Origin of the sequence: Salmonella sp. 3C (assembly GCF_025426275.1) — a bacterium.
GTDB lineage: Bacteria > Pseudomonadota > Gammaproteobacteria > Enterobacterales > Enterobacteriaceae > Salmonella > Salmonella enterica.
Map to the genome: position 1 here is coordinate 2,853,127 of NZ_CP104858.1, position 20,500 is coordinate 2,873,626.

17 protein-coding genes and 4 pseudogenes are annotated in these 20,500 nt (G+C 49.6%); 15 read left to right on the forward strand and 6 right to left on the reverse strand.

Translation table 11 applies throughout. From position 1 onward, the window contains the following. Nucleotides 1–46: 46 nt before the first annotated feature. Entirely contained in the window at nucleotides 47–361 is a 315-nt protein-coding gene (locus tag N7E69_RS13445; RefSeq protein WP_072100769.1) for a SymE family type I addiction module toxin, read from the reverse strand. 52 nt (nucleotides 362–413) lie between these two features. Between N7E69_RS13445 and N7E69_RS13450 the strand changes: the two genes are divergently transcribed. The 10 genes and pseudogenes from N7E69_RS13450 (at nucleotide 414) to N7E69_RS13495 (ending at nucleotide 9,547) form a co-directional block, all read left to right on the forward strand. Next, nucleotides 414–623, forward strand: a complete 210-nt coding sequence (locus N7E69_RS13450; RefSeq protein ID WP_001676010.1) for a hypothetical protein — start codon at nucleotides 414–416, stop codon at nucleotides 621–623. Next, nucleotides 544–1,114: pseudogene (locus N7E69_RS13455) on the forward strand (integrase core domain-containing protein); the annotation flags it as partial. The gene N7E69_RS13450 and the pseudogene N7E69_RS13455, both read left to right, overlap by 80 nt. An 808-nt stretch (nucleotides 1,115–1,922) precedes the next feature. After that, the gene (locus tag N7E69_RS13460) at nucleotides 1,923–2,375 is read left to right on the forward strand and encodes a Saf-pilin pilus formation protein SafA (protein ID WP_001675682.1); all 453 of its coding nucleotides are present in this window, start codon (nucleotides 1,923–1,925) and stop codon (nucleotides 2,373–2,375) included. Between the two features lie 107 nt (nucleotides 2,376–2,482). Next, nucleotides 2,483–3,195 (forward strand): annotated as a pseudogene (gene safB, locus N7E69_RS13465) (pili assembly chaperone SafB). 23 nt (nucleotides 3,196–3,218) lie between these two features. Next, complete coding sequence (locus N7E69_RS13470; RefSeq protein WP_000669624.1) at nucleotides 3,219–5,729, forward strand: fimbrial biogenesis outer membrane usher protein; 2,511 nt, start codon at nucleotides 3,219–3,221, stop codon at nucleotides 5,727–5,729. A 21-nt stretch (nucleotides 5,730–5,750) separates the two neighbouring features. After that, on the forward strand, nucleotides 5,751–6,221 hold the full coding sequence (afaD, locus tag N7E69_RS13475; RefSeq protein WP_000266946.1) for an AfaD family invasin: 471 nt from the start codon (nucleotides 5,751–5,753) through the stop codon (nucleotides 6,219–6,221). A 407-nt stretch (nucleotides 6,222–6,628) separates the two neighbouring features. Next, on the forward strand, nucleotides 6,629–7,450 hold the full coding sequence (locus tag N7E69_RS13480) for a polysaccharide deacetylase family protein (RefSeq protein WP_000119387.1): 822 nt from the start codon (nucleotides 6,629–6,631) through the stop codon (nucleotides 7,448–7,450). Nucleotides 7,451–7,532: 82 nt separating this feature from the next. Beyond that, nucleotides 7,533–7,770, forward strand: a pseudogene (locus N7E69_RS13485) (PerC family transcriptional regulator); the annotation flags it as partial. A gap of 494 nt (nucleotides 7,771–8,264) precedes the next feature. After that, nucleotides 8,265–9,212, forward strand: coding sequence for a LysR family transcriptional regulator (locus tag N7E69_RS13490; RefSeq protein WP_000970300.1), 948 nt, complete (start codon nucleotides 8,265–8,267; stop codon nucleotides 9,210–9,212). Between the two features lie 119 nt (nucleotides 9,213–9,331). Next, a pseudogene (locus N7E69_RS13495) lies at nucleotides 9,332–9,547 on the forward strand (hypothetical protein). 3 nt (nucleotides 9,548–9,550) lie between these two features. On the opposite strand, the gene pagN reads toward N7E69_RS13495, so the two are convergent. The 4 genes from pagN to fadE all read right to left on the reverse strand — a co-directional run bounded on the left by pagN (nucleotide 9,551) and on the right by fadE (nucleotide 14,638). Beyond that, nucleotides 9,551–10,270: an adhesin/invasin protein PagN gene (pagN, locus tag N7E69_RS13500; protein WP_000787603.1), complete on the reverse strand. Its 720-nt coding sequence runs from the start codon at nucleotides 10,268–10,270 to the stop codon at nucleotides 9,551–9,553. A gap of 330 nt (nucleotides 10,271–10,600) precedes the next feature. Then, entirely contained in the window at nucleotides 10,601–11,008 is a 408-nt protein-coding gene (locus N7E69_RS13505; RefSeq protein WP_000788200.1) for a Spy/CpxP family protein refolding chaperone, read from the reverse strand. Nucleotides 11,009–11,317: 309 nt separating this feature from the next. Continuing rightward, nucleotides 11,318–12,085 (reverse strand): amidohydrolase, encoded by a 768-nt coding sequence (locus N7E69_RS13510; RefSeq protein WP_000015789.1) that lies wholly within the window; start codon nucleotides 12,083–12,085, stop codon nucleotides 11,318–11,320. A gap of 108 nt (nucleotides 12,086–12,193) precedes the next feature. Continuing rightward, nucleotides 12,194–14,638 carry an acyl-CoA dehydrogenase FadE gene (gene fadE / locus N7E69_RS13515; RefSeq protein ID WP_000973052.1) on the reverse strand — a complete coding sequence of 815 codons (2,445 nt, stop codon included), beginning with the start codon at nucleotides 14,636–14,638 and terminating at the stop codon, nucleotides 12,194–12,196. A gap of 239 nt (nucleotides 14,639–14,877) precedes the next feature. Between fadE and lpcA the strand changes: the two genes are divergently transcribed. Continuing rightward, complete coding sequence (lpcA, locus tag N7E69_RS13520) at nucleotides 14,878–15,456, forward strand: D-sedoheptulose 7-phosphate isomerase (RefSeq protein ID WP_000284049.1); 579 nt, start codon at nucleotides 14,878–14,880, stop codon at nucleotides 15,454–15,456. Nucleotides 15,457–15,668: 212 nt separating this feature from the next. Continuing rightward, nucleotides 15,669–16,436, forward strand: a complete 768-nt coding sequence (locus tag N7E69_RS13525) for a class II glutamine amidotransferase (RefSeq protein WP_000333387.1) — start codon at nucleotides 15,669–15,671, stop codon at nucleotides 16,434–16,436. Here the strand turns inward: N7E69_RS13525 and dpaA are convergent. Next, entirely contained in the window at nucleotides 16,407–17,147 is a 741-nt protein-coding gene (gene dpaA / locus N7E69_RS13530; RefSeq protein WP_001225658.1) for a peptidoglycan meso-diaminopimelic acid protein amidase, read from the reverse strand. The genes N7E69_RS13525 and dpaA overlap by 30 nt on opposite strands. A 249-nt stretch (nucleotides 17,148–17,396) precedes the next feature. On the opposite strand from dpaA, the gene dinB reads away from it, so the two are divergent. The 3 genes from dinB (at nucleotide 17,397) to prfH (ending at nucleotide 20,421) form a co-directional block, all read left to right on the forward strand. After that, nucleotides 17,397–18,452 (forward strand): DNA polymerase IV, encoded by a 1,056-nt coding sequence (gene dinB / locus N7E69_RS13535; RefSeq protein ID WP_001226204.1) that lies wholly within the window; start codon nucleotides 17,397–17,399, stop codon nucleotides 18,450–18,452. A gap of 218 nt (nucleotides 18,453–18,670) precedes the next feature. Further along, entirely contained in the window at nucleotides 18,671–19,810 is a 1,140-nt protein-coding gene (locus tag N7E69_RS13540; protein ID WP_000528879.1) for an RNA ligase RtcB family protein, read from the forward strand. Further along, the gene (prfH, locus tag N7E69_RS13545) at nucleotides 19,807–20,421 is read left to right on the forward strand and encodes a peptide chain release factor H (RefSeq protein WP_000602086.1); all 615 of its coding nucleotides are present in this window, start codon (nucleotides 19,807–19,809) and stop codon (nucleotides 20,419–20,421) included. The genes N7E69_RS13540 and prfH overlap by 4 nt, the downstream gene beginning before the upstream one ends. The last annotated feature ends 79 nt before the right edge of the window (nucleotides 20,422–20,500 follow it).

The window sequence follows — 20,500 nt, forward strand, 5'->3', positions numbered from 1 at the left end:
TAATGTGTAAAAGCCGGAGGGGTTATCTTTTCCCGGCTTTTTATTATCAATTACTCATTAACTCCTGTTCCGTTCTTTTGCGTTTAATCACCGGAATATCTCCGGTATTGTTCAGCGCCCCCAGAAATTTTTTTAACCACTGTTCTGCACTCCGTTTATTAATGCGGGTTACGCCCATCCCTTCAATACAGACAAAGAGTCCGTGGGTATGCTGCGGCGTGATCACGATGCAATCCCTCATTACCCGCACCTTGACGGGCATCCCGTTAATAAACCCCGCCTGCGGCATCCATTCACCGTACAAACGAACTGAAAGTCTCTCAACGCGTGAGTATGTAAGTATCCCGCATAATCGAGCCATTCACATTTAGAGATCATCCGACATAATCAATCTGCCAACGCAGGAGATCGCTGTGCGTAAAGCCCGTTTTACTGCGCACCAGATCATCGCTGTGATTAGATCAGTCGAATCCGGACGGACTGTTAAAGATGTCTACCGGGAGCCGGTATTTCTGAAGCCACCAGGGACAACTGGAAGTCTGGATACGGCGGCAGGGATACGCGTGGAATCACAAAAGGCTCCACCGTATTTACTGTCTGCTCAAGCTGAATTTTCGCCGTAAGGGTAAACAACGGCTGCCGGTACGCAATCCCTCGCCACTGGTCACGCCGGAAGCGCTGAACCAGAGCTGGTCTGTGGGCGTCGTTTTCGCACGTTCAATGTTGTTGATGACTGTAATCGTGAAGCGTTGTCGATTGAAATCGATCTGAATCTGCCAGCTCTGCGAGTGGTCCGTGTACTCGACAGGATTACAGCAACCGCGGTTATCCGGCCATGCTGCGTATGGATAAGGGACCGGAATTTATCTCGCTGGCACTGGCTGAATGGGCAAAGAAACATGCAGTAAAGCTGGCGTTTATCCAGCCGGGTAAGCCGAAGAAAAACGTTTTCATCACGCGCTTTAACCGGACATACCGTACAGAAATACTCAATTCTTATCTGTTCAGAACGCTGAATGAGGTGCGGGAAATTACGGATAAAGGGTTATCAGAATATAACTGCGAACGTCCATATGAATCGCGGAACAATATGATACCGAAGGAATACCGCTAACAACATTATCTGGCCGGAATCTTAAAAATGCATGGAACTAAAACGGGTCTATTTACAGGGGCACCTGCGATGAATTTCGCTGCACTGAAAAGCGATACCGGATGAGAGCTGCTTCAAATTAATGTGCCATGTTCACGGGGAGGTTGTGCGACGTTTGCATAATCCAGCAAGAACTGAAAGGAAGGGGAGAGCTTTTTCATGCCTGTATAATCAGTCTGGCCTGTGTCAGTCAGCTCTTAGTGTTGAGACTCTCATTGGAGCGCTATAATTGCTTTTCCGTTTCGGAAAACAAGATTTTCCATTAAAGATCTTCCCTGCGAGGAAAAGTTAACTAATAATCTTACCGTCGAGTTAGGAGATGTATGTTTAAATATAAACAATGTTGCAACGATGCCTGATAATTATCCTCTCTTCGAAGATAAGTTTCCCACACTCAGTGTGCTGGGTGTCATTGTAAGGTTATCACTTGAATGTAAATGGAAGGTATAATTGCTTTTTGACTAGTATTCTATTCCACCCTGACAACACGATGTTAACATCAACACTGTTTATATTGGCAATAACGCAATTTTTTTCAGATTAAGAGGTGCTCTGATATATAGATTTTTATAACATTACTTATTTGAATTGGTAACAAATACCAATAAGTACAAGCTGTTATTACCAGCCACGGATTTTTCCATACGGTAAGATTTGGTATGGCGTTATGTATTCTGGATGTGCTGGATTATTTTAATTTGGTTTAAAAAAAAGGTGGTTATTCAAATGAAAAGCATAAAAAAAATTGATTATCGCAAGTGCGTTGAGCATGATGGCTGCTAGTTGTTATGCTGCTGGATTTTTGCCGGACACAGAGCAACAGAAATCAGTGGATATTAGCTTTGCCGCTCCCGAATCTTTAACCGTATCGCTTGAGCAAGTGCCGGGCTTAATGGCTGGGAGGGGGCATGATGGTATGGATATTGCGAAGCTTACAGTTAGTTCTGCTTCTATTCAAGAATTCGGGGCCAGGGGGGTTTCTGGCTCGATACTGGGCAGCGCTGGCAGTGAATGGAAAATAACTGGTAAAAATAGTGGCGAGTCAATCCTTGTGGGCTTTTCAACTAATGTAGCCACAGCCAAGGGCCCGAAAATGTGGAATGGGGAAACCTGGAGCACCTTTGATACCAATGCCCCAGTTAATATTGTTATAACAGGGGATCAGGATATCCCACCTGATACGTACCCACTGACTTTAGATCTAGTGGGATATCGGCCTTAATAGTAAACAACTATTAGTGTATTGCGCCTTGTTTAAGGCGTAATACACATCAAGTTTTTCATTTTTCTTTTACAATTTTTGATATGAAAACAATTAATTTTGTTTTAATGGCGGTAGCTTTGTTCGCCTCTAATTCTATGGTTTCAGTATATGCCGCCAGGCAGCAATTAAATTCAGCCACTAAATCATTCAGCGTGAAGCTGGGAGCTACACGTGTGATTTATCACGCTGGTACACCCGGCGCGACGCTCTCGGTGAGCAACCCGCAGGATTACCCTATTTTGGTTCAGTCTTCAGTCAAAGCAGAAGACAAAAATTCGCCAGCCCCCTTTATGGTGATGCCGCCTCTATTTCGTTTAGAAGCGAACCAGCAGAGTCAACTGCGTATTATCCGTACTGGTGGTGACATGCCGACGGATCGTGAGACTTTACAGTGGGTCTGTATAAAGGAGGTACCACCCGAAAATGAACAGTCGGATACACAGGCTAAGGGCGCGACCCTTGACCTCAATTTGTCCATCAGCACCTGTGACAAGCTGATTTTCCGCCCGGATGCCGTGAAGGGGACGCCGGAAGATGTTGCAGGAAATTTAAGATGGGTGGAGACGGGCAACAAACTTAAGGTAGAGAACCCCACCCCGTTTTACATGAATTTAGCCTCTGTCACAGTAGGGGGAAAGCCCATTACAGGGCTTGAGTATATCCCCCCTTTGCTGACAAAACACTAAATATGCCAGGGGGCACTCGTGGTGATGTCGAGTGGAAAATTATTACAGACTTAGGTGGTGAAAGTCATCCGTTCCACTACGTTTTTAAATAAGTTCAAGGATTTAGCGGCAGAAAATGAAGTTCAAACAACCTGCCTTGCTACTGTTCATCGCGGGAGTGGTTCATTGCGCAAATGCGCACGCTTACACATTCGATGCATCAATGTTGGGCGATGCAGCGAAAGGGGTTGATATGTCGCTCTTTAACCAGGGGGTACAACAGCCAGGGACTTATCGAGTGGACGTGATGGTGAATGGTAAACGTGTCGACACCCGTGATGTGGTGTTCAAATTGGAAAAGGATGGGCAAGGAACGCCTTTTCTGGCTCCTTGTTTGACGGTCAGTCAGCTTTCACGCTACGGCGTAAAAACGGAAGATTACCCTCAGTTGTGGAAAGCAGCAAAGACCCCAGATGAGTGTGCGGATCTGACCGCCATTCCACAGGCTAAAGCGGTACTGGATATCAATAATCAGCAACTGCAACTGAGTATTCCTCAGGTGGCGTTGCGTCCGGAATTTAAGGGGATCGCTCCTGAAGATCTCTGGGATGATGGTATTCCGGCGTTTCTGATGAACTACAGTGCGAGGACAACGCAGACGGATTACAAAATGGATATGGAGAGGCGTGACAACTCTTCCTGGGTACAACTGCAACCGGGAATCAATATAGGTGCGTGGCGTGTCCGCAATGCGACCAGCTGGCAGCGGAGTGGTCAACTGTCGGGGAAGTGGCAGGCAGCATATACCTATGCTGAGCGTGGACTGTACTCACTAAAAAGTCGTCTGACTCTGGGGCAAAAGACTTCGCAGGGGGAGATATTTGATAGTGTGCCATTTACCGGTGTGATGTTGGCATCGGATGACAACATGGTGCCCTACAGTGAGCGGCAGTTTGCTCCGGTAGTGCGTGGGATTGCCCGCACGCAGGCTCGGGTGGAGGTCAAACAGAATGGTTACACCATTTACAACACCACCGTGGCGCCCGGACCGTTTGCACTGCGGGATCTGTCGGTAACAGACAGTAGTGGTGATCTGCATGTCACCGTGTGGGAGGCCGATGGCAGTACACAAATGTTTGTGGTGCCGTATCAGACCCCGGCGATAGCACTGCACCAGGGATATTTGAAGTACAGCCTGTTGGCGGGCCGATACCGATCGTCAGACTCTGCAACGGATAAGGCGCAGATCGCGCAGGCTACGTTGATGTATGGTCTGCCGTGGAATCTCACTGCATACGGCGGTATACAGAGTGCAACGCACTATCAAGCTGCATTGCTTGGTTTGGGGGGATCTCTCGGGCGGTGGGGGAGTTTATCTGTCGATGGAAGCGACACACACAGTCAGCGTCAGGGGGAGGCGGTACAGCAAGGAGCCTCCTGGCGACTGCGTTACAGCAACCAGCTGACTGCGACGGGGACAAATTTTTTTCTGACGAGATGGCAGTATGCCTCGCAGGGCTATAACACCCTATCCGATGTGCTCGACAGTTATCGACATGATGGCAACCGTCTATGGTCGTGGCGGGAAAATTTGCAGCCGAGCTCGCGTACTACCCTGATGTTGAGCCAGTCATGGGGGAGGCATTTGGGCAATCTGAGTTTAACCGGTTCCCGTACCGACTGGCGTAATCGCCCCGGTCATGATGACAGCTACGGACTGAGTTGGGGAACCTCTATCGGAGGGGGCTCGCTGTCATTGAACTGGAATCAAAACAGAACGCTGTGGCGCAATGGCGCGCACCGTAAAGAGAACATAACCAGCCTGTGGTTCAGTATGCCATTAAGCCGCTGGACGGGGAATAATGTAAGTGCTAGTTGGCAGATGACTTCACCATCACACGGTGGTCAGACGCAACAAGTGGGGGTCAACGGAGAGGCATTCAGTCAGCAACTGGATTGGGAGGTGCGTCAGAGTTACCGTGCCGATGCCCCGCCAGGTGGTGGTAATAACAGCGCATTGCACTTGGCATGGAATGGGGATTACGGCCTGTTAGGTGGTGACTATAGCTACAGCCGGGCGATGCGCCAGATGGGAGTCAATATCGCGGGAGGTATAGTTATCCACCATCATGGTGTGACGCTGGGGCAACCTTTGCAAGGCTCAGTGGCGCTGGTTGAAGCGCCAGGGGCCTCGGGGGTGCCAGTTGGCGGCTGGCCTGGCGTTAAGACGGATTTTCGTGGCGACACCACAGTGGGCAACCTGAACGTCTATCAGGAGAATACAGTCAGCCTCGATCCGTCGCGACTACCGGATGACGCAGAGGTCACACAAACCGATGTGCGCGTGGTGCCAACCGAAGGGGCGGTGGTGGAAGCGAAGTTTCACACTCGCATCGGGGCCAGGGCACTGATGACGCTGAAACGGGAAGATGGTAGCGCCATTCCTTTCGGGGCGCAGGTTACAGTCAATGGGCAGGATGGCAGTGCTGCTCTGGTGGATACTGATAGCCAGGTTTATCTCACTGGTTTGGCGGATAAGGGCGAACTGACGGTGAAATGGGGAGCACAGCAATGTCGGGTTAACTACCACCTACCTGCCCACAAGGGAATCGCGGGCTTGTATCAAATGAGCGGTCTCTGCAGATAACCGATTCTGAAGGAGAGAACAATGTGGATGAAAATACAGCGAGTGAAAACGGTTATCTATAGCGTAACCTTACTGGTTGCTGCCAGTAGCTTGATGCCGATAGCGAACGCCGCAGAAAAACTTCAGACAACGCTACGTGTAGGGGCTTACTTTCGGGCCGGGCATGTGCCAGATGGGATGGTGCTTGCGCAAGGCTGGGTGACTTATCACGGCAGCCACAGCGGGTTTCGGGTATGGAGCGATGAGCAAAAGGCGGGTAACACGCCTACCGTATTGCTGCTGAGCGGGCAACAGGATCCTCGCCATCACATTCAGGTTCGCCTGGAGGGGGAGGGGTGGCAACCAGATACGGTGAGTGGTCGTGGCGCCATTTTAAGAACCGCTGCAGATAACGCCAGTTTCAGTGTGGTCGTTGATGGCAATCAGGAAGTGCCTGCGGATACCTGGACGCTAGATTTTAAGGCCTGTGCATTGACACACGAGGAGGCGTAGACATCTGTTCCACTCATACTACCTGTATCAGTGAATAAGGCGAATACTGTATATCAGGTTCGAGGATGTATTGAAAATTTACTCAAGGCAAATATGGTTAGCAATCTTCATTGCAGAAAAATCAATTGCTGATTGATTTTAAAATCTGAAATTCATCTTTTTTTGTAGGGAGAGGAATATTATGTTTCGTAAAATAATTTAACGGACACTGATGCCTTTATTATTTTCTGTTTTGTGGATTTGTTTGATTCACTCTTTTGTGAGCGGGGCTTTATAAGCCCCTGGTATAAGGTTTGTTTATCTGTCAGGTATTCATATGTGATATTTAAGATTTTATGTTTAGAGGGCTTTTTCTTGTCCCCTCAGGCGTAAAAATAATTTATTTTTTATATAAAGGAATAAAGCATATGTCTTATGCACGACATTTACCGGTATTAATGTATCACCATGTCAGTGATAAACCCGGACAGATAACCTTATCTCCCCGTACGTTCCGGGCGCAGATGAAATGGCTGGCTGAATCTGGCTGGAAAACCGTTACCGCAGCAGAGGTGGAAGCTTTTTATCATGGTGCAAGATTGCCTCGTAAAAGCGTCATGCTGACCTTTGATGGCGGCTGGCTGGATAACTGGTTGCAGGTTTTTCCGGTGCTGCAGGAGTTTAATCTGCATGCGCATCTCTTTCTTGTGACCAGTTTGATCAGTGACGGACCGGTCCGTATTCCTGCAGGCGAACTGGTGTACTCTCATGATGAGTGTCAGAAGCTGGTTAAACAAGGCCGGGCTGATGAGGTCATGCTGCGCTGGTCAGAGGTCCGGGAGATGCACCTCAGTGGCCTTGTTGAGTTTCACTCGCACACGCACACCCACCGACGCTGGGACCAGAAACCTGTGTCCCGTAATCCGTCGGATTTGCTTCGTGTCGATATTCTTCTTAGTCGTAAGCGGATGAGGGAGATGCTGGGTTATTGCAGTCAGCATCTGTGCTGGCCTGAGGGCTGGTATTGTTCTGACTATATTCATGTGGCTGAAGAGCTGGGGTTCACATACCTGTATACCACAGAAAGGCGTATGAACAATCCAGTCATCGGTTCACAGCGTATTGGTCGTATCAACACAAAGGAGCGAAAGAATGTGGGCTGGCTGAAACGTCGTCTGTTTTATCACACCACGCCCGGATTTTCTTCGCTGCTGGCCCGGCATAAGGGGGCACGTCGGATAGCTGACTGAGCCGGAGACCAGGATGAAAGTGCTGCATACCGAATCCTCCCCCATCATCGGCGGGCAGGGGTTGTAGGCTATATCCCAAATGATGGTGCTGATTTTGAGCAGAAATAAGATAACACCGGAGGCCGTGATAGACCCGGTTGCGCAGAATCTGGAGGCAGCAGGTCACTGGCGCAGGGCTTCTACCCGCTGGCTTTTGGTCATGGGAGATTTTGAATGTACAGAGGCCCAGCGGGAGTGGTTGTTGTTGCGCCGGAATTATTGCCTTGCGCAGATATCTTCCCCTGGCGCCAGTAAAGCTGGATATCAGCGACGTGACGAAATGAGAGGAGCCTGCACATAGGTTTATGTTTTGAGTAAGCGTCTTATTTAAACCGTCTGTTCTGTTTCCTCCGCTTTCACAAATAATGTCGAGCCGGGTGGGGGACTCAAGTAAGAATAATCTGGCGATGTTTTGCTTGTTTCCACGGGATACTTTGTTAGGTGAACGATGCAATTAATGTGCTCCAGACTGCGTCACAGAAAAGGAGAATGCCTTTGCAGAACGGGTGCATGACAATGAACCACTTTATTATTGGTATCTGGTTCGGCGACAACCTTGACGATCACTTCTGAGATAGGGTATTTACACTGAGTGGTAAACAGGTTCAATTAGTAACCGGAGATGGATGCAAAATCATGATCGATTCAGATGCTATTTTGCAGCCAATAGATTTTTTATTAAGATGATATCAAGGACATTGAGGCACACAATGACGCATCAGTAAGTCGTTGATAGCTCATTTGATATAAGAATTTCTTTTATCAACGGAAGATAATGATGGAACTGATCAATAATCGTGGTATGCGAGACTGGATGATATTTATTAAAGTGGCGGAAGTAGGGAATCTTTCCCGGGCTGCACGGGAATTAGATATTAGCATTTCTGCTGTCAGTAAATCGCTTAGCCGCCTTGAGAATTCTATTGAGGTTACTTTACTTCGGCGCGATTCACATCACTTAGAACTGACTGGAGCTGGTCAGACAGCCTATGCAAGCATGAAAAGGATAACATCTTCCTTTCAGTCCTTGCTGGATGAATTGCGAAATCCGGATAAAATTATCAGAGGGAGTATAAAATTTTCGGCTCCGGCTATTGTCTGTGAGTTTCTTGCCAATAAGTGGATATGGGAATTTACAGCTAGCTATCCGGATACAAAAATCTACCTGGATTCACGAGAGCGTAGCGATTTTTTTAGTAAATCCCTGGAGTTTGATGAGCTGGTTTTTAAAAGTGGCATAATCGAAAGTGAGGATCTCGTGTATCGAAAGATAAGCCCTTTAAAGTTGGCTCTTTGTGCGAGTCCGAAATATATCAGAAAATATGGCAGGATCTCACACCCTGGCGATTTGGAAAATCACATTATTGTGGGTCTTCACAATCATGGTCTTTCCGGACCTCTTACTCTTTTCCGTCAAGATGAATCATACACTATTAGTGGCGCTGTTAATGTTCATTTATCTTCCAATAATCTTTTGAGTGTTCTTAATTTGGTTTTAGAAGGAAAGGGTATCAACCTTATGACTCCGGCCTGGCTTGCCACCAAATACTTAAAAAATAATGAACTTGAAATTATACTTCCTGAATGGAGGGTCCCAGATCTCCCCATTTATCTTGTATGGCGTCATCGTCAGTATTATTCTCCTTTATTTCAACGCTTTCTGTCTTTTATTGAAGATAAATGGAATAATCGCCCACAAATTGATTTTCTGAATGATGATTAACCCGTTTGGAATGGTTTTGACACGTTCCTGACTTAAACCCACATGATGATGACTGAATTGAGGCATCGAGATATGCGACTGGTCAGCCAGTCGTCTTTTGACGATGCCCAATACAAAACATGATGCCGACTGACGGAAATGATAATATCCGGAAACAGGACGGGGCTGTTTTTGGGCAGCCGGAAGTTAAGCCCATACCAGAAACGTTGCAGTGTACTGAAAAATGGCGCTAGGTTGCACCTGTTCAACGATTTTCTGAAGGCGCAGGAGTATTCATTACTGATATCCTCCATTGCGCCTTCGGGAACCCACAGGACCAGCTATTTTACCGATAGTGTTTAAAAGGCGTAAGTAATGCCGAGCATGAAGTCATTGGAGGCAGCCTTTGTGTCTGCATCATAAGCGGTATGTTCATCACCAGCATAGTGATTTTTTGAAATGCTTACTTTGCCAGCATTAATGTATTTATAACTGGCGTCAATCATAATATTATCTGTTACAGCATATTTTGCACCGATACCTGCGCCCCAGGCAAAGTTATTTTTTGAAGCAGACAGAGTTTCATTAATACCAAAACCAACAGGAATGGTGTTATTACTTAGCTTCACATGAGCGAGGCCAACGCCTGCGCTGATATAGGGAGTAAATGCCGTACTATTGTGAAAATCATAATAGCCATTAACCATGTAAGTGGTCATTCGGACCTGATTTTTTACATTTATGTGTACTGGATCACCAAATGCAATAATATCCTGCCCGCCTTTAGCATCCGTCTCACCTCTGAAAGTGGTATCCAGTTCTAAACGTACTGGAAGCTGGAATGGATCATAAAAGTCATAACCGATAGCAACCCCGCCGCCAAAAACGCCTTTGGTACGGTCAGGTAACGTTGCATGACCATTAACTATCTCATCCTGGCTGAAGGTTGAGTTGATTCCATAGACATTGACTACGGATGTCCCCGCTTTCCCGGTGATATAGATCCCTTCTTTTGCTGATGCAGTAGCGGACCAGGCTACCACAAGGGGAATGATGCAGACTGCGAAAAAGTTTTTCATTTCAGAACCTGCCTTAATATTGGGCTAAAAGACAAGTTTCACGGTATAGGGTGTGATATAACGATTACATAAACGAAGCCCAAAAAACGGTCTATTGTAACGCTGGGTTTTCTGTAAGCGGGTAAAAAATGAGATGAAAATTTTAAATAACAATACGATAATCGTCGGTATGGAAATCCATCTCCTCGCCAAATTGCCCCACGTACGGTTTCACTTCTACGTTATGTAACAGGTAGTGTGAGATAGAGCGATGCTGTAACAAAAAGATGAAGATGAATTTGTACCCGACCTGGATAAAGCCCGTTATCCAGGAATAACGGGCAAAAATATTTACTCAAGTGCCTGGGCGAGATCTTGTTGTACCTGTTGACGCTGTTCTGGTGTTAAGACTTTGCTTAAATCAAAATAATATTTAACCCGATAATAGCGAGCCTGTTGTTCTATGTTACTGAAGGCTGCAAGCTGCTGTTTTACGGCGGCGTCATCCCATTTACCGGATTTAATCACCTCTATCAGCGCACCGTCTTTAATTCCCTTCATAGAAATCTGACTGACGTCGGTTTCCAGTTGTTGGTGAAGTTTTTTGATCCGGGTAATCTGATCGTTTGTCAGCTTCAGATGCTGGACAATAGGATCCTGGGCGGGCAGGGGAGGATTGGGGACAGCGGTGGCGAAAGCGCCAAAAGAAACGCCCGCCAGAGTCGCTGCCAGTAAAGTTGTGCGTACAAAGTTTTTCATGAAGATATCCTGATAAGGGAGTGATTAACCGTTTTTATTACCCACGAATGGCGAGCAATTATCTTAGAGCCTATCCCATTAGGGCTATTTTACTTGCCATTTTGGACCTGGGCAGTGCTCAAAATCCTCACGTACTACGTGTACGCTCCGGTTTTTGCGCGCTGTCCGTGTCCAAACTGGCTGCGCCAATAACGCCTGGTGGGATAGGCTCTTAGTCAGAATACGTTGCCTGCCACATTACGCCACGCGAATTTGTTTTACGGAGAGTTACGGAGTGAAACAATCCCGCCGCGGTGAGCGGCAGGTTGCTTACAAGGTGAATGGATCGGCATCGCGCCAGGCTGGAAATTTTTCGCGATAGTCCTGCAAGGCGACGAGAGAAAGATCGGCATCGATACGTGTCGCCTGGTGTGGTTCGGCGGTGGCGATAATGTCGCCCTGGGGATTAATGATCCGGCTATCGCCGCGATAATGTAGCCCGTTACCATCGGTGCCAACCCGGTTGCAGCCTGCGACATAAGCCTGATTTTCAATAGCGCGCGCCGTCAGTAATGTTTGCCAGTGTAGCGAGCGCGGCGCGGGCCAGTTCGCTACATACAGCGCCAGATCGTAATCATTGCGGTTGCGTGACCATATCGGAAAGCGCAGATCGTAACAGATCAGCGGCAGAATGCGCCAACCGCGCCACTGCACGATGATGCGTTTATCGCCTGCGGCATAATGTTGATGTTCATCCGCCATACGAAAGAGATGGCGCTTATCATAGAGATGAACCTTGCCTTCCGGTTCAACCAGTAAGAAGCGATTTACGGCGCCGCGCTCAGTTTGTAGCGCCGCGCTGCCGGCAATCAGAGCGTCAGTTTGTCGGGCTTTGGCCTGCATCCACGTAATCACGCTATCTTGCGAAAGTGAGTTATTAGCGGCCTCCATCGCGAAGCCGGTGGTAAACATTTCAGGCAGAACAATCACATCCCGGCCAGATACGAGCTCTAGCTGTCTGTCAAAATGACGCAGGTTTGCCGGGCCGTCCATCCAGACTAAAGGTTGTTGCAACAGAGTAATTTTCAAACCAGACACGATCGGAGCTCCTCATTGAACAGCGTCTTTACACTGTAGCATGAGCAATAATAAAAAAGCGGCAAGAAAAAGCCCCGCGAAAGCGGGGCAGGAAAGACACGAGACTGATTATGCGGCTTCGACTTTACGCACTTTCTCCGGCAGCTTTACCGGTTTGGTCGCCAGCGCTTCAGGTTCAAAATCATCAACGTTGATACTGCGCAGGCGGCTCTCTTCCGCTTTCGCCAGGATGGCGGCTTCATCTTTATCTATAAGCCCTTTCGCCAGCGCATTGCGCGCCAGTTCATCCAGACGAGTAAACGGCAGATTTTTACCCAGTTCTTTGCAGATGCGCTGGTGGATAGGGTCGGCAGCGATGACATCACGCAGCGCTTCTTCCAGTAAACCGACCGGATTATGTTCGGCGGGCGTCAGATACTGACCGCGCCCAATGCGTGAACGTGTGGCGTTCGGCACCTGTAGGATCTTCGCCACGGCGTGATCCAGCTTATCAGACGGCGCCAGATAATGACGGCCAGTCGGGAAGATCATCGCGGTGAGCAATCCGGCCACGACGCGGTTCGGGAAGTTCTGCAGCAGATCGTCCATCGCTTGTTCAGCACGATACAGCGCATCCTGTACGCCCCAGTGCACCAGCGGCAGGTCGGCTTCGTGGCGGCCTTCGTCGTCGTAACGCTTCAGTACGGCTGAGGCCAGATAAAGCTGACTCAACACATCGCCCAGACGCGCGGAGATACGCTCGCGGCGTTTCAGGCTGCCGCCCAGTACCGCCATTGACACGTCAGACAGCAGCGCCAGGTTTGCGCTCAGTCGGTTCAGATGCTGGTAATAACGCTTCGTGGCGTCGCCGGTTGGCGTATGGCTCGTTAATCCGCGGGTCAGGCCAAGCCAGAAACTGCGGACGGTATTGCTGCCGACATGGCCGATATGTTTAAACAACAGCTTATCAAAGGCATTCACATCATTATTCTGCGCTGCGACCATCTCTTCCAGTACATAAGGATGGCAGCGAATGGCGCCCTGACCAAAGATCATCATGCTACGGGTCAGGATATTCGCGCCTTCCACGGTGATCGCGATAGGCGCGCCCTGGTAAGCACGCGCCAGGAAGTTGCTCTCGCCCAGCATAATGCCTTTACCCCCAGTGATATCCATCGCGTCGATAATGGACTGCTGGCCGCGGTGGGTGCAGTGGTACTTCACGATAGCCGACAGTACCGCCGGTTTTTCACCCAGCATAATGCCATAGGTGATTAACGATGCGGCGGCATCCATCACATAAGCGTTACCTGCAATACGCGCCAGCGGTTCCTCAATACCTTCCATCTTGCCGATAGATATTTTGAACTGACGACGAATGTGAGCATAGGCGCCGGTTGCCAGCGCGACGGATTTCACCCCGCCAGTGGAGTTGGACGGCAGGGTAATACCGCGTCCTACCGACAAACATTCCACCAGCATACGCCAGCCTTGTCCGGCCATTTTGGGGCCGCCGATAATATAATCAATAGGCACGAAAATATCGTTACCGCGGGTTGGACCATTCTGGAACGGAACGTTAAGCGGGAAGTGACGACGACCAATTTCCACACCCGGCGTTGAGGTGGGGATCAGGGCACAGGTAATACCCAGCTCTTCTTCTCCGCCTAACAATCTATCCGGATCGGAAAGCTTAAACGCCAGGCCCAACACGGTAGCTATCGGTGCCAGCGTAATGTAACGCTTGTTCCAGGTCAGGCGCATACCCAGCACCTGCTGGCCCTGCCATTCGCCCATGCAAACCACGCCGGTATCCGGAATGGCGCCTGCATCAGAACCTGCTTCCGGGCTGGTCAGCGCAAAGCAGGGGATCTCCTGGCCGCGCGCCAGTCGCGGCAGATAGTGATTCTTCTGCTCTTCCGTACCATAGTGCTGCAACAACTCGCCAGGGCCGAGTGAGTTTGGAACGCCGACGGTGATAGCCAGAATCCCGGAGACGCCGGACAGTTTTTGCAGTACACGGGACTGCGCATAAGCGGAGAACTCCAGTCCGCCATACTCTTTTTTAATGATCATCGCAAAAAAACGATGCTCTTTCAGATAAGCCCACAGTTCCGGCGGCAGATCCGCCAGTTCATGGGTAATCTGGAAATCGTTCGCCATCCGGCACGCTTCTTCTACCGGGCCGTCGAGAAACGCTTGCTCTTCGGCAGTGAGTTGCGGTTGTGGATAGTTGTGCAGTTTTTTCCAGTCAGGCTTGCCCTGGAACAGATCGCCTTCCCACCAGGTTGTACCGGCATCAATCGCTTCTTTCTCAGTGCGCGACATCGGCGGCATGACCTTACGGAAGCCGCGGAACACCGGTGCGGAAATCATTGATTTTCGCATCGGTGTGAGGTTAAACGGCACGAGGATAATGGCCAGAGGAACCAACAGCCAGATGGACCACAGGCCAGCGACGCCAAGTGCGGCGGTCCAGGCGAGCAGAATCAGGCTGCTGAGAAATAAACTCACGCGGTGATAGAACAATGCGCCGAGCAGAACAACCGTAGCGATAATACTCAAAATCATCATAACGAAAAGCTCCCTTGCTTGTAGGAGGTCTGACCACTTGTGATGATTAGGTTGTAGTGGATGTAAAATCTTTTAGCAATGTGTTTACAAAATAATTACAACAAAGCTCACATTGTTGCCGTTTTTGGGGGCACGAAAAATCAAAAGCGTGAGGCGTTAATTCGGCTTATGCTTCTCGCCTGTACTGCTATCCGGTACACTGCATACTGTCATTTACATTCATGCTGAAGGATATCCTCATGTACCAGGATCTTATTCATAACGAACTGAACGAAGCGGCGGAAACGCTGGCTAATTTTTTAAAAGATGACGCCAATATTCACGCCATTCAGCGCGCGGCGGTCCTGTTGGCTGACAGTTTTAAAGCGGGTGGTAAGGTACTTTCCTGCGGTAACGGCGGCTCCCATTGCGATGCGATGCACTTTGCTGAAGAGCTGACAGGTCGTTATCGTGAAAATCGTCCGGGCTACCCGGCAATTGCGATTTCTGATGTTAGCCATATATCCTGCGTTAGTAATGATTTTGGCTATGACTATATTTTCTCTCGTTACGTTGAGGCGGTAGGGCGCGAAGGCGATGTCCTGTTAGGGATCTCGACGTCGGGTAACTCTGGTAACGTGATTAAAGCGATTGCCGCGGCCCGTGAAAAAGGCATGAAAGTGATTACGTTGACCGGCAAAGACGGCGGCAAAATGGCGGGAACGGCGGATATTGAAATTCGCGTACCGCACTTCGGTTATGCCGATCGTATTCAGGAAATTCATATCAAAGTGATTCATATCCTGATTCAGTTGATCGAAAAAGAGATGGTTAAATAACTATACCCGTCATACTTCAAGCTGCAGGTGCGTTGGTTGCGCTCAGAAACCCCAGTCACATAGTTATCTATGTTCCTGGGGATTTCCTCCCTTACCGCCTTCCTGCAACTCGAATTATTTAGGGTATAGCATATTGTTTTCTTTGATATTTTGAGATTTGATTGGCTGTAAAAATTACGCCTTCCCGCTTAAGGCGTTTGTGGAGGTGATGTATGTGCGAACTGCTTGGGATGAGCGCCAATGTGCCGACGGATATCTGCTTTAGCTTCACCGGACTGGTGCAGCGTGGCGGCGGAACCGGGCCGCATAAAGACGGCTGGGGAATTACCTTTTACGAAGGAAAGGGCTGTCGCACGTTTAAAGATCCGCAACCGAGCTACCATTCGCCGATTGCGAAACTGGTACAGAATTACCCGATCAAGTCCTGCTCGGTTATCGCCCATATCCGTCAGGCTAATCGCGGTGAAGTAGCGCTGGAAAATACACACCCTTTTACCCGGGAATTATGGGGACGCAACTGGACTTATGCTCATAACGGTCAGCTCAACGGTTATAAGTCGCTGGAAACCGGTAATTTTCGTCCGGTGGGGGAAACCGACAGCGAAAAAGCGTTTTGCTGGCTATTGCATAAATTAACGCAGCGTTATCCCCGCACGCCGGGCAACATGACAGCGGTATTTAAATATATTGCGACACTGGCGACGGTATTACGTGAAAAAGGCGTTTTTAACATGCTGCTGTCAGATGGGCGATATGTGATGGCGTTTTGCTCAACCCATTTGCACTGGATCACTCGCCGGGCGCCGTTTGGCGTAGCCACGCTGGTGGATCAGGATATGGAAATTGATTTCAGCTCACAGACCACGCCAAATGACGTGGTTACCGTGATTGCTACCCAGCCGCTAACGGGGAATGAAACCTGGCAAAAGATTATGCCAGGCGAATGGGCGTTATTTTGCCTCGGAGAGCGTATAATTTGAGGCCAGCTGTGGCTGAACGACTTCGTGACTCAACGGTTTGCTCACGACGTAACGTCCATCAACGATAGAAACAGTTGGCGGCTTATGCGTCTGTTCAAAATAATCGTAGCCGGGTTTTAGCTGCGCCCAGAAATCTTTGTAATATGAATATTTATGACGCTGCATATTAGCGTCGGTCATCCGGAACGGATAAATACTCACCTGCACGCTCGGCTGACCAAAGACCAGCGCGGCGGTGACAAACTGGAAAATCTCATCAATGCCGCTATCGGTCATGGCATAGCAGCCGACGGAAACACAGGCGCCGTGAATCATCAGATATTTACCATCATAGCCATGCGCACGATCGTAGGCATTTGGAAAACCAATGTTGATGGCCTTATAAAAACGGCTGTCTGGCTTGAGTTGATTACGCTGAACGCTGTAAAAACCTTCCGGACTTTTAAAATCGCCCTGACGGCGTTTCGGGCCTAACCCGCCGGAATAGTTGCAAATTTTGTAGCTATCAAGCAACTGGTATTGCTCACCCATTTTGACGTAGAGATCAAGGGTGCGCTCTTCTTTAAAAATCTGAATATAGACCGGTGAGCCCATTAACTGCTGCTTATACTCTTTACTGACCGGCGTGACGGGGCTGCTGCTGCTCAGCAAACCGGCAAACGAGACGCACGGCATCAGAAGCATCGCAAGAAAAAATGCGATTTTACGCATACTGCTTGTTCCTTGATAAAACGGTTACACACGCCAGAACGGCAAAAGAGTCCCCAAATCGGAGTAATCTGGATTTGGAGCGCTCACATTAGCACCACGGCAGTTTTTCGCAAGTCCCCGTGTGTACGTTTACAATTTTCCCGCCGCTTTCGTCGTCATACCTTCGAATATGTCGCATTTTTAACGCGAATGTCTCTTTGCGCGCAATAAAACATACTGTACACTTAAACAGTGTTGTGGGGGCGAGCGATGCGCAAAATCATACATGTTGATATGGACTGTTTTTTTGCCGCGGTAGAGATGCGTGATAATCCGGCGTTACGCGATATCCCCATTGCCATTGGCGGGAGTCGTGAGCGAAGAGGCGTTATCAGTACCGCCAACTATCCTGCGCGCCAGTTTGGCGTACGTAGCGCGATGCCGACCGCCATGGCGCTAAAGCTGTGCCCCCATCTCACCTTACTGCCTGGCCGCTTTGACGCCTATAAAGAGGCTTCGCGGCATGTACGTGACATCTTTTCCCGCTACACTTCACTGATTGAACCGCTCTCGCTGGATGAAGCCTGGCTGGATGTGACTGACAGCCCGCACTGTTATGGTTCGGCGACGCTGATCGCCAGGGAGATTCGTCAGACTATTTTCAATGAACTGCAACTCACCGCCTCCGCCGGCGTTGCGCCAGTGAAATTTCTGGCGAAGATCGCCTCCGATCTCAATAAACCGAACGGACAATATGTTATTACGCCAGCCGATGTACCCGGCTTTCTTAAAACGTTGCCGTTAGCCAAAATTCCAGGCGTGGGGAAAGTTTCCGCCGCTAAACTGGAAAATATGGGGTTAAGAACCTGCGGGGATATTCAACAGTGCGATCTGGCGATGCTTCTCAAACGCTTTGGTAAATTTGGCCGGGTATTATGGGAGCGTAGTCAGGGTATTGACGAGCGTGATGTTAACAGCGAAAGGCTGCGTAAATCGGTAGGCGTTGAGCGTACTCTGGCGGAGGATATTCATGAATGGTCGGACTGCGAGGCCATTATTGAACATTTATATCCGGAACTGGAGCGTCGTCTGGCTATAGTAAAGCCCGATTTACTGATTGCCCGACAGGGCGTTAAATTAAAATTTAATGATTTTCAGCAAACCACTCAGGAACATGTCTGGCCGCAATTAAATAAAGAAGACTTAATTACCACCGCCCGTAAAACCTGGGACGAGCGTCGCGGCGAGCGCGGCGTACGGCTGGTGGGGCTACACGTAACGCTGCTCGACCCTCAGTTGGAACGACAGTTGGTGTTAGGGTTATAAGTCAGGCTATTAAGATTTTATCACTATTACGATTGCGCCATCTAAATTTCAGTATTACTATACCCGCGTTTTCTCATTCTCAATAACTGCAAAGGAGGTTCATCATGACACTTTATTCTCTGAACGCACTTTGCAGACCTTTCCAGGATTAATTTTCTTTTATTGCCCTGGATTAGTCTGCCATTTCCTGATTTTTTAATTCATATATGGAATGGTATATGGGCAATTATATTCGTCCTTTATCAGATGTGGTATTTTCTATCGCATCGGATAACCTGTGGATCGAAGATTCCGCGATCCAACAATTATATACGACGGCTAAGTTAACCGGTATGAAACGCGTTATCGGGATGCCAGATCTGCATCCGGGGCGCGGCTATCCTATTGGCGCAGCCTTTTTCTCGCGTGGACGTTTTTATCCGGCGCTGGTCGGCAACGATATCGGCTGCGGCATGGCGTTATGGCAAACGGATATTTTAGGGCGTAAATATAACGCCGATAAACTGGAGAAGCGGCTGGCGTCGCTGCCTGACGTGGCGGACGCGCAGTGGCTGGAGGAGAATGTCCCCGCCGCAATGCAGCATCATTCGTGGCGCTCTGCGCTGGGTTCCATTGGCGGCGGCAATCATTTTGCCGAGCTGCAGCAGGTCGATCGCATCGTCGATGCTGATTCGTTCGCTTTGTCGGGGTTGCAAAAAGCGCAGTTATTACTGCTGGTACACAGTGGTTCACGCGGTCTGGGGCAAGCTATCCTGCGTCGTCATGTGGCGGCGTTTTCGCATAACGGTTTGCCGGAAGATAGCGACGATGCGCGCCACTACCTTGCAGAACATGACGATGCGCTGGCATTTGCCCGCAGTAATCGCGCGCTGATTGCCCGCCGGATACTGCAACAGCTCAGGGCTGAGGGCGAACCGCGGCTGGATGTGGCGCATAACTTCGTTGAACCCTGTACTGTCGCGGGTGAGGCGGGGTGGCTGCACCGTAAAGGCGCTACGCCAGATGGGCAGGGACTGGTGATTATCCCCGGCTCGCGCGGCGATTATAGCTGGCTGGTGAAACCCGTCGTCAGCGAGGAGAGCCTCTTCTCCCTGGCGCACGGCGCGGGGCGCAAATGGATGCGTACCGAGTGTAAAGAACGGTTATCGGCAAAATTTACCCCGCGACAGCTCTGCCGTACTGGGATGGGTAGCCGGGTGATTTGCCGCGATCGCCAGCTCATTTATGAAGAAGCGCCGCAGGCGTATAAATCCATCGATAGCGTTGTGGATTGTCTGGCAGACGCCGGACTGATTACGCCAGTTGCCTGCCTGCGTCCGGTGCTGACGCTGAAAACCTCAGGGGAGAAAAGCGCATGATCTTACTGCAACTTTCTTCTGCGCAGGGACCGGACGAGTGTTGTCTGGCGGTAAAAAAAGCGCTGGATTGTCTGACGAAAGAAGCCGCCAGAGAAAAGGTATCGTTGACGCGACTTGAAACAGAGCCGGGACGATTACCAGACACGCTGCGTTCCGCGCTGGTCTCGCTGGACGGCGAAAAAGCCATGGCTTTCAGTGAACGTTGGTGCGGCACGTTACTGTGGATTTGTACCAGCCCGTATCGTCCGCACCATGGGCGAAAAAACTGGTACGTCGGCATTGGGCGCTTTTCCGCCGACGAGCACATACAGTCTGATGAGATTCGTTTCGAGACTCTGCGCTCTTCCGGCCCGGGTGGGCAGCACGTTAATAAAACCGACTCGGCAGTGCGGGCCACGCACCTGGCGAGCGGGATTAGTGTGAAGGTTCAGTCGGAGCGCAGTCAACATGCGAATAAGCGTCTGGCCCGGCTGCTGATTGCCTGGCGGCTGGAACAGCAACGGCAAAATGAGTGTGCGGCGTTGAAGTCTGAAAGGCGTCTGTTCCATCATCAGATTGAGCGCGGCAATCCGCTGCGGATATTTAAAGGAATGGCGTTTACGCCACAATAATTCGGTGCTACCAGCGCTGTTATAGGGCTGTCTGGCTATTCGCGTGTAGCCGCAGCGCTATTCAGCGCATCCAGGAGAG

Coding starts and splice junctions, on each gene's coding strand:
- N7E69_RS13470 (WP_000669624.1), top strand. CDS start 3,219: ATGAAGTTCAAACAACCTGCCTTGCTACTGTTCATCGCGGGAGTGGTT.
- N7E69_RS13490 (WP_000970300.1), top strand. CDS start 8,265: ATGATGGAACTGATCAATAATCGTGGTATGCGAGACTGGATGATATTT.
- prfH (WP_000602086.1), top strand. CDS start 19,807: ATGATCTTACTGCAACTTTCTTCTGCGCAGGGACCGGACGAGTGTTGT.
- dpaA (WP_001225658.1), bottom strand. CDS start 17,147: ATGCGTAAAATCGCATTTTTTCTTGCGATGCTTCTGATGCCGTGCGTC.
- N7E69_RS13460 (WP_001675682.1), top strand. CDS start 1,923: ATGATGGCTGCTAGTTGTTATGCTGCTGGATTTTTGCCGGACACAGAG.
- N7E69_RS13480 (WP_000119387.1), top strand. CDS start 6,629: ATGTCTTATGCACGACATTTACCGGTATTAATGTATCACCATGTCAGT.
- N7E69_RS13540 (WP_000528879.1), top strand. CDS start 18,671: ATGGGCAATTATATTCGTCCTTTATCAGATGTGGTATTTTCTATCGCA.
- fadE (WP_000973052.1), bottom strand. CDS start 14,638: ATGATGATTTTGAGTATTATCGCTACGGTTGTTCTGCTCGGCGCATTG.
- dinB (WP_001226204.1), top strand. CDS start 17,397: ATGCGCAAAATCATACATGTTGATATGGACTGTTTTTTTGCCGCGGTA.
- N7E69_RS13445 (WP_072100769.1), bottom strand. CDS start 361: ATGGCTCGATTATGCGGGATACTTACATACTCACGCGTTGAGAGACTT.
- afaD (WP_000266946.1), top strand. CDS start 5,751: ATGTGGATGAAAATACAGCGAGTGAAAACGGTTATCTATAGCGTAACC.
- N7E69_RS13525 (WP_000333387.1), top strand. CDS start 15,669: ATGTGCGAACTGCTTGGGATGAGCGCCAATGTGCCGACGGATATCTGC.
- N7E69_RS13505 (WP_000788200.1), bottom strand. CDS start 11,008: ATGAAAAACTTTGTACGCACAACTTTACTGGCAGCGACTCTGGCGGGC.
- pagN (WP_000787603.1), bottom strand. CDS start 10,270: ATGAAAAACTTTTTCGCAGTCTGCATCATTCCCCTTGTGGTAGCCTGG.
- lpcA (WP_000284049.1), top strand. CDS start 14,878: ATGTACCAGGATCTTATTCATAACGAACTGAACGAAGCGGCGGAAACG.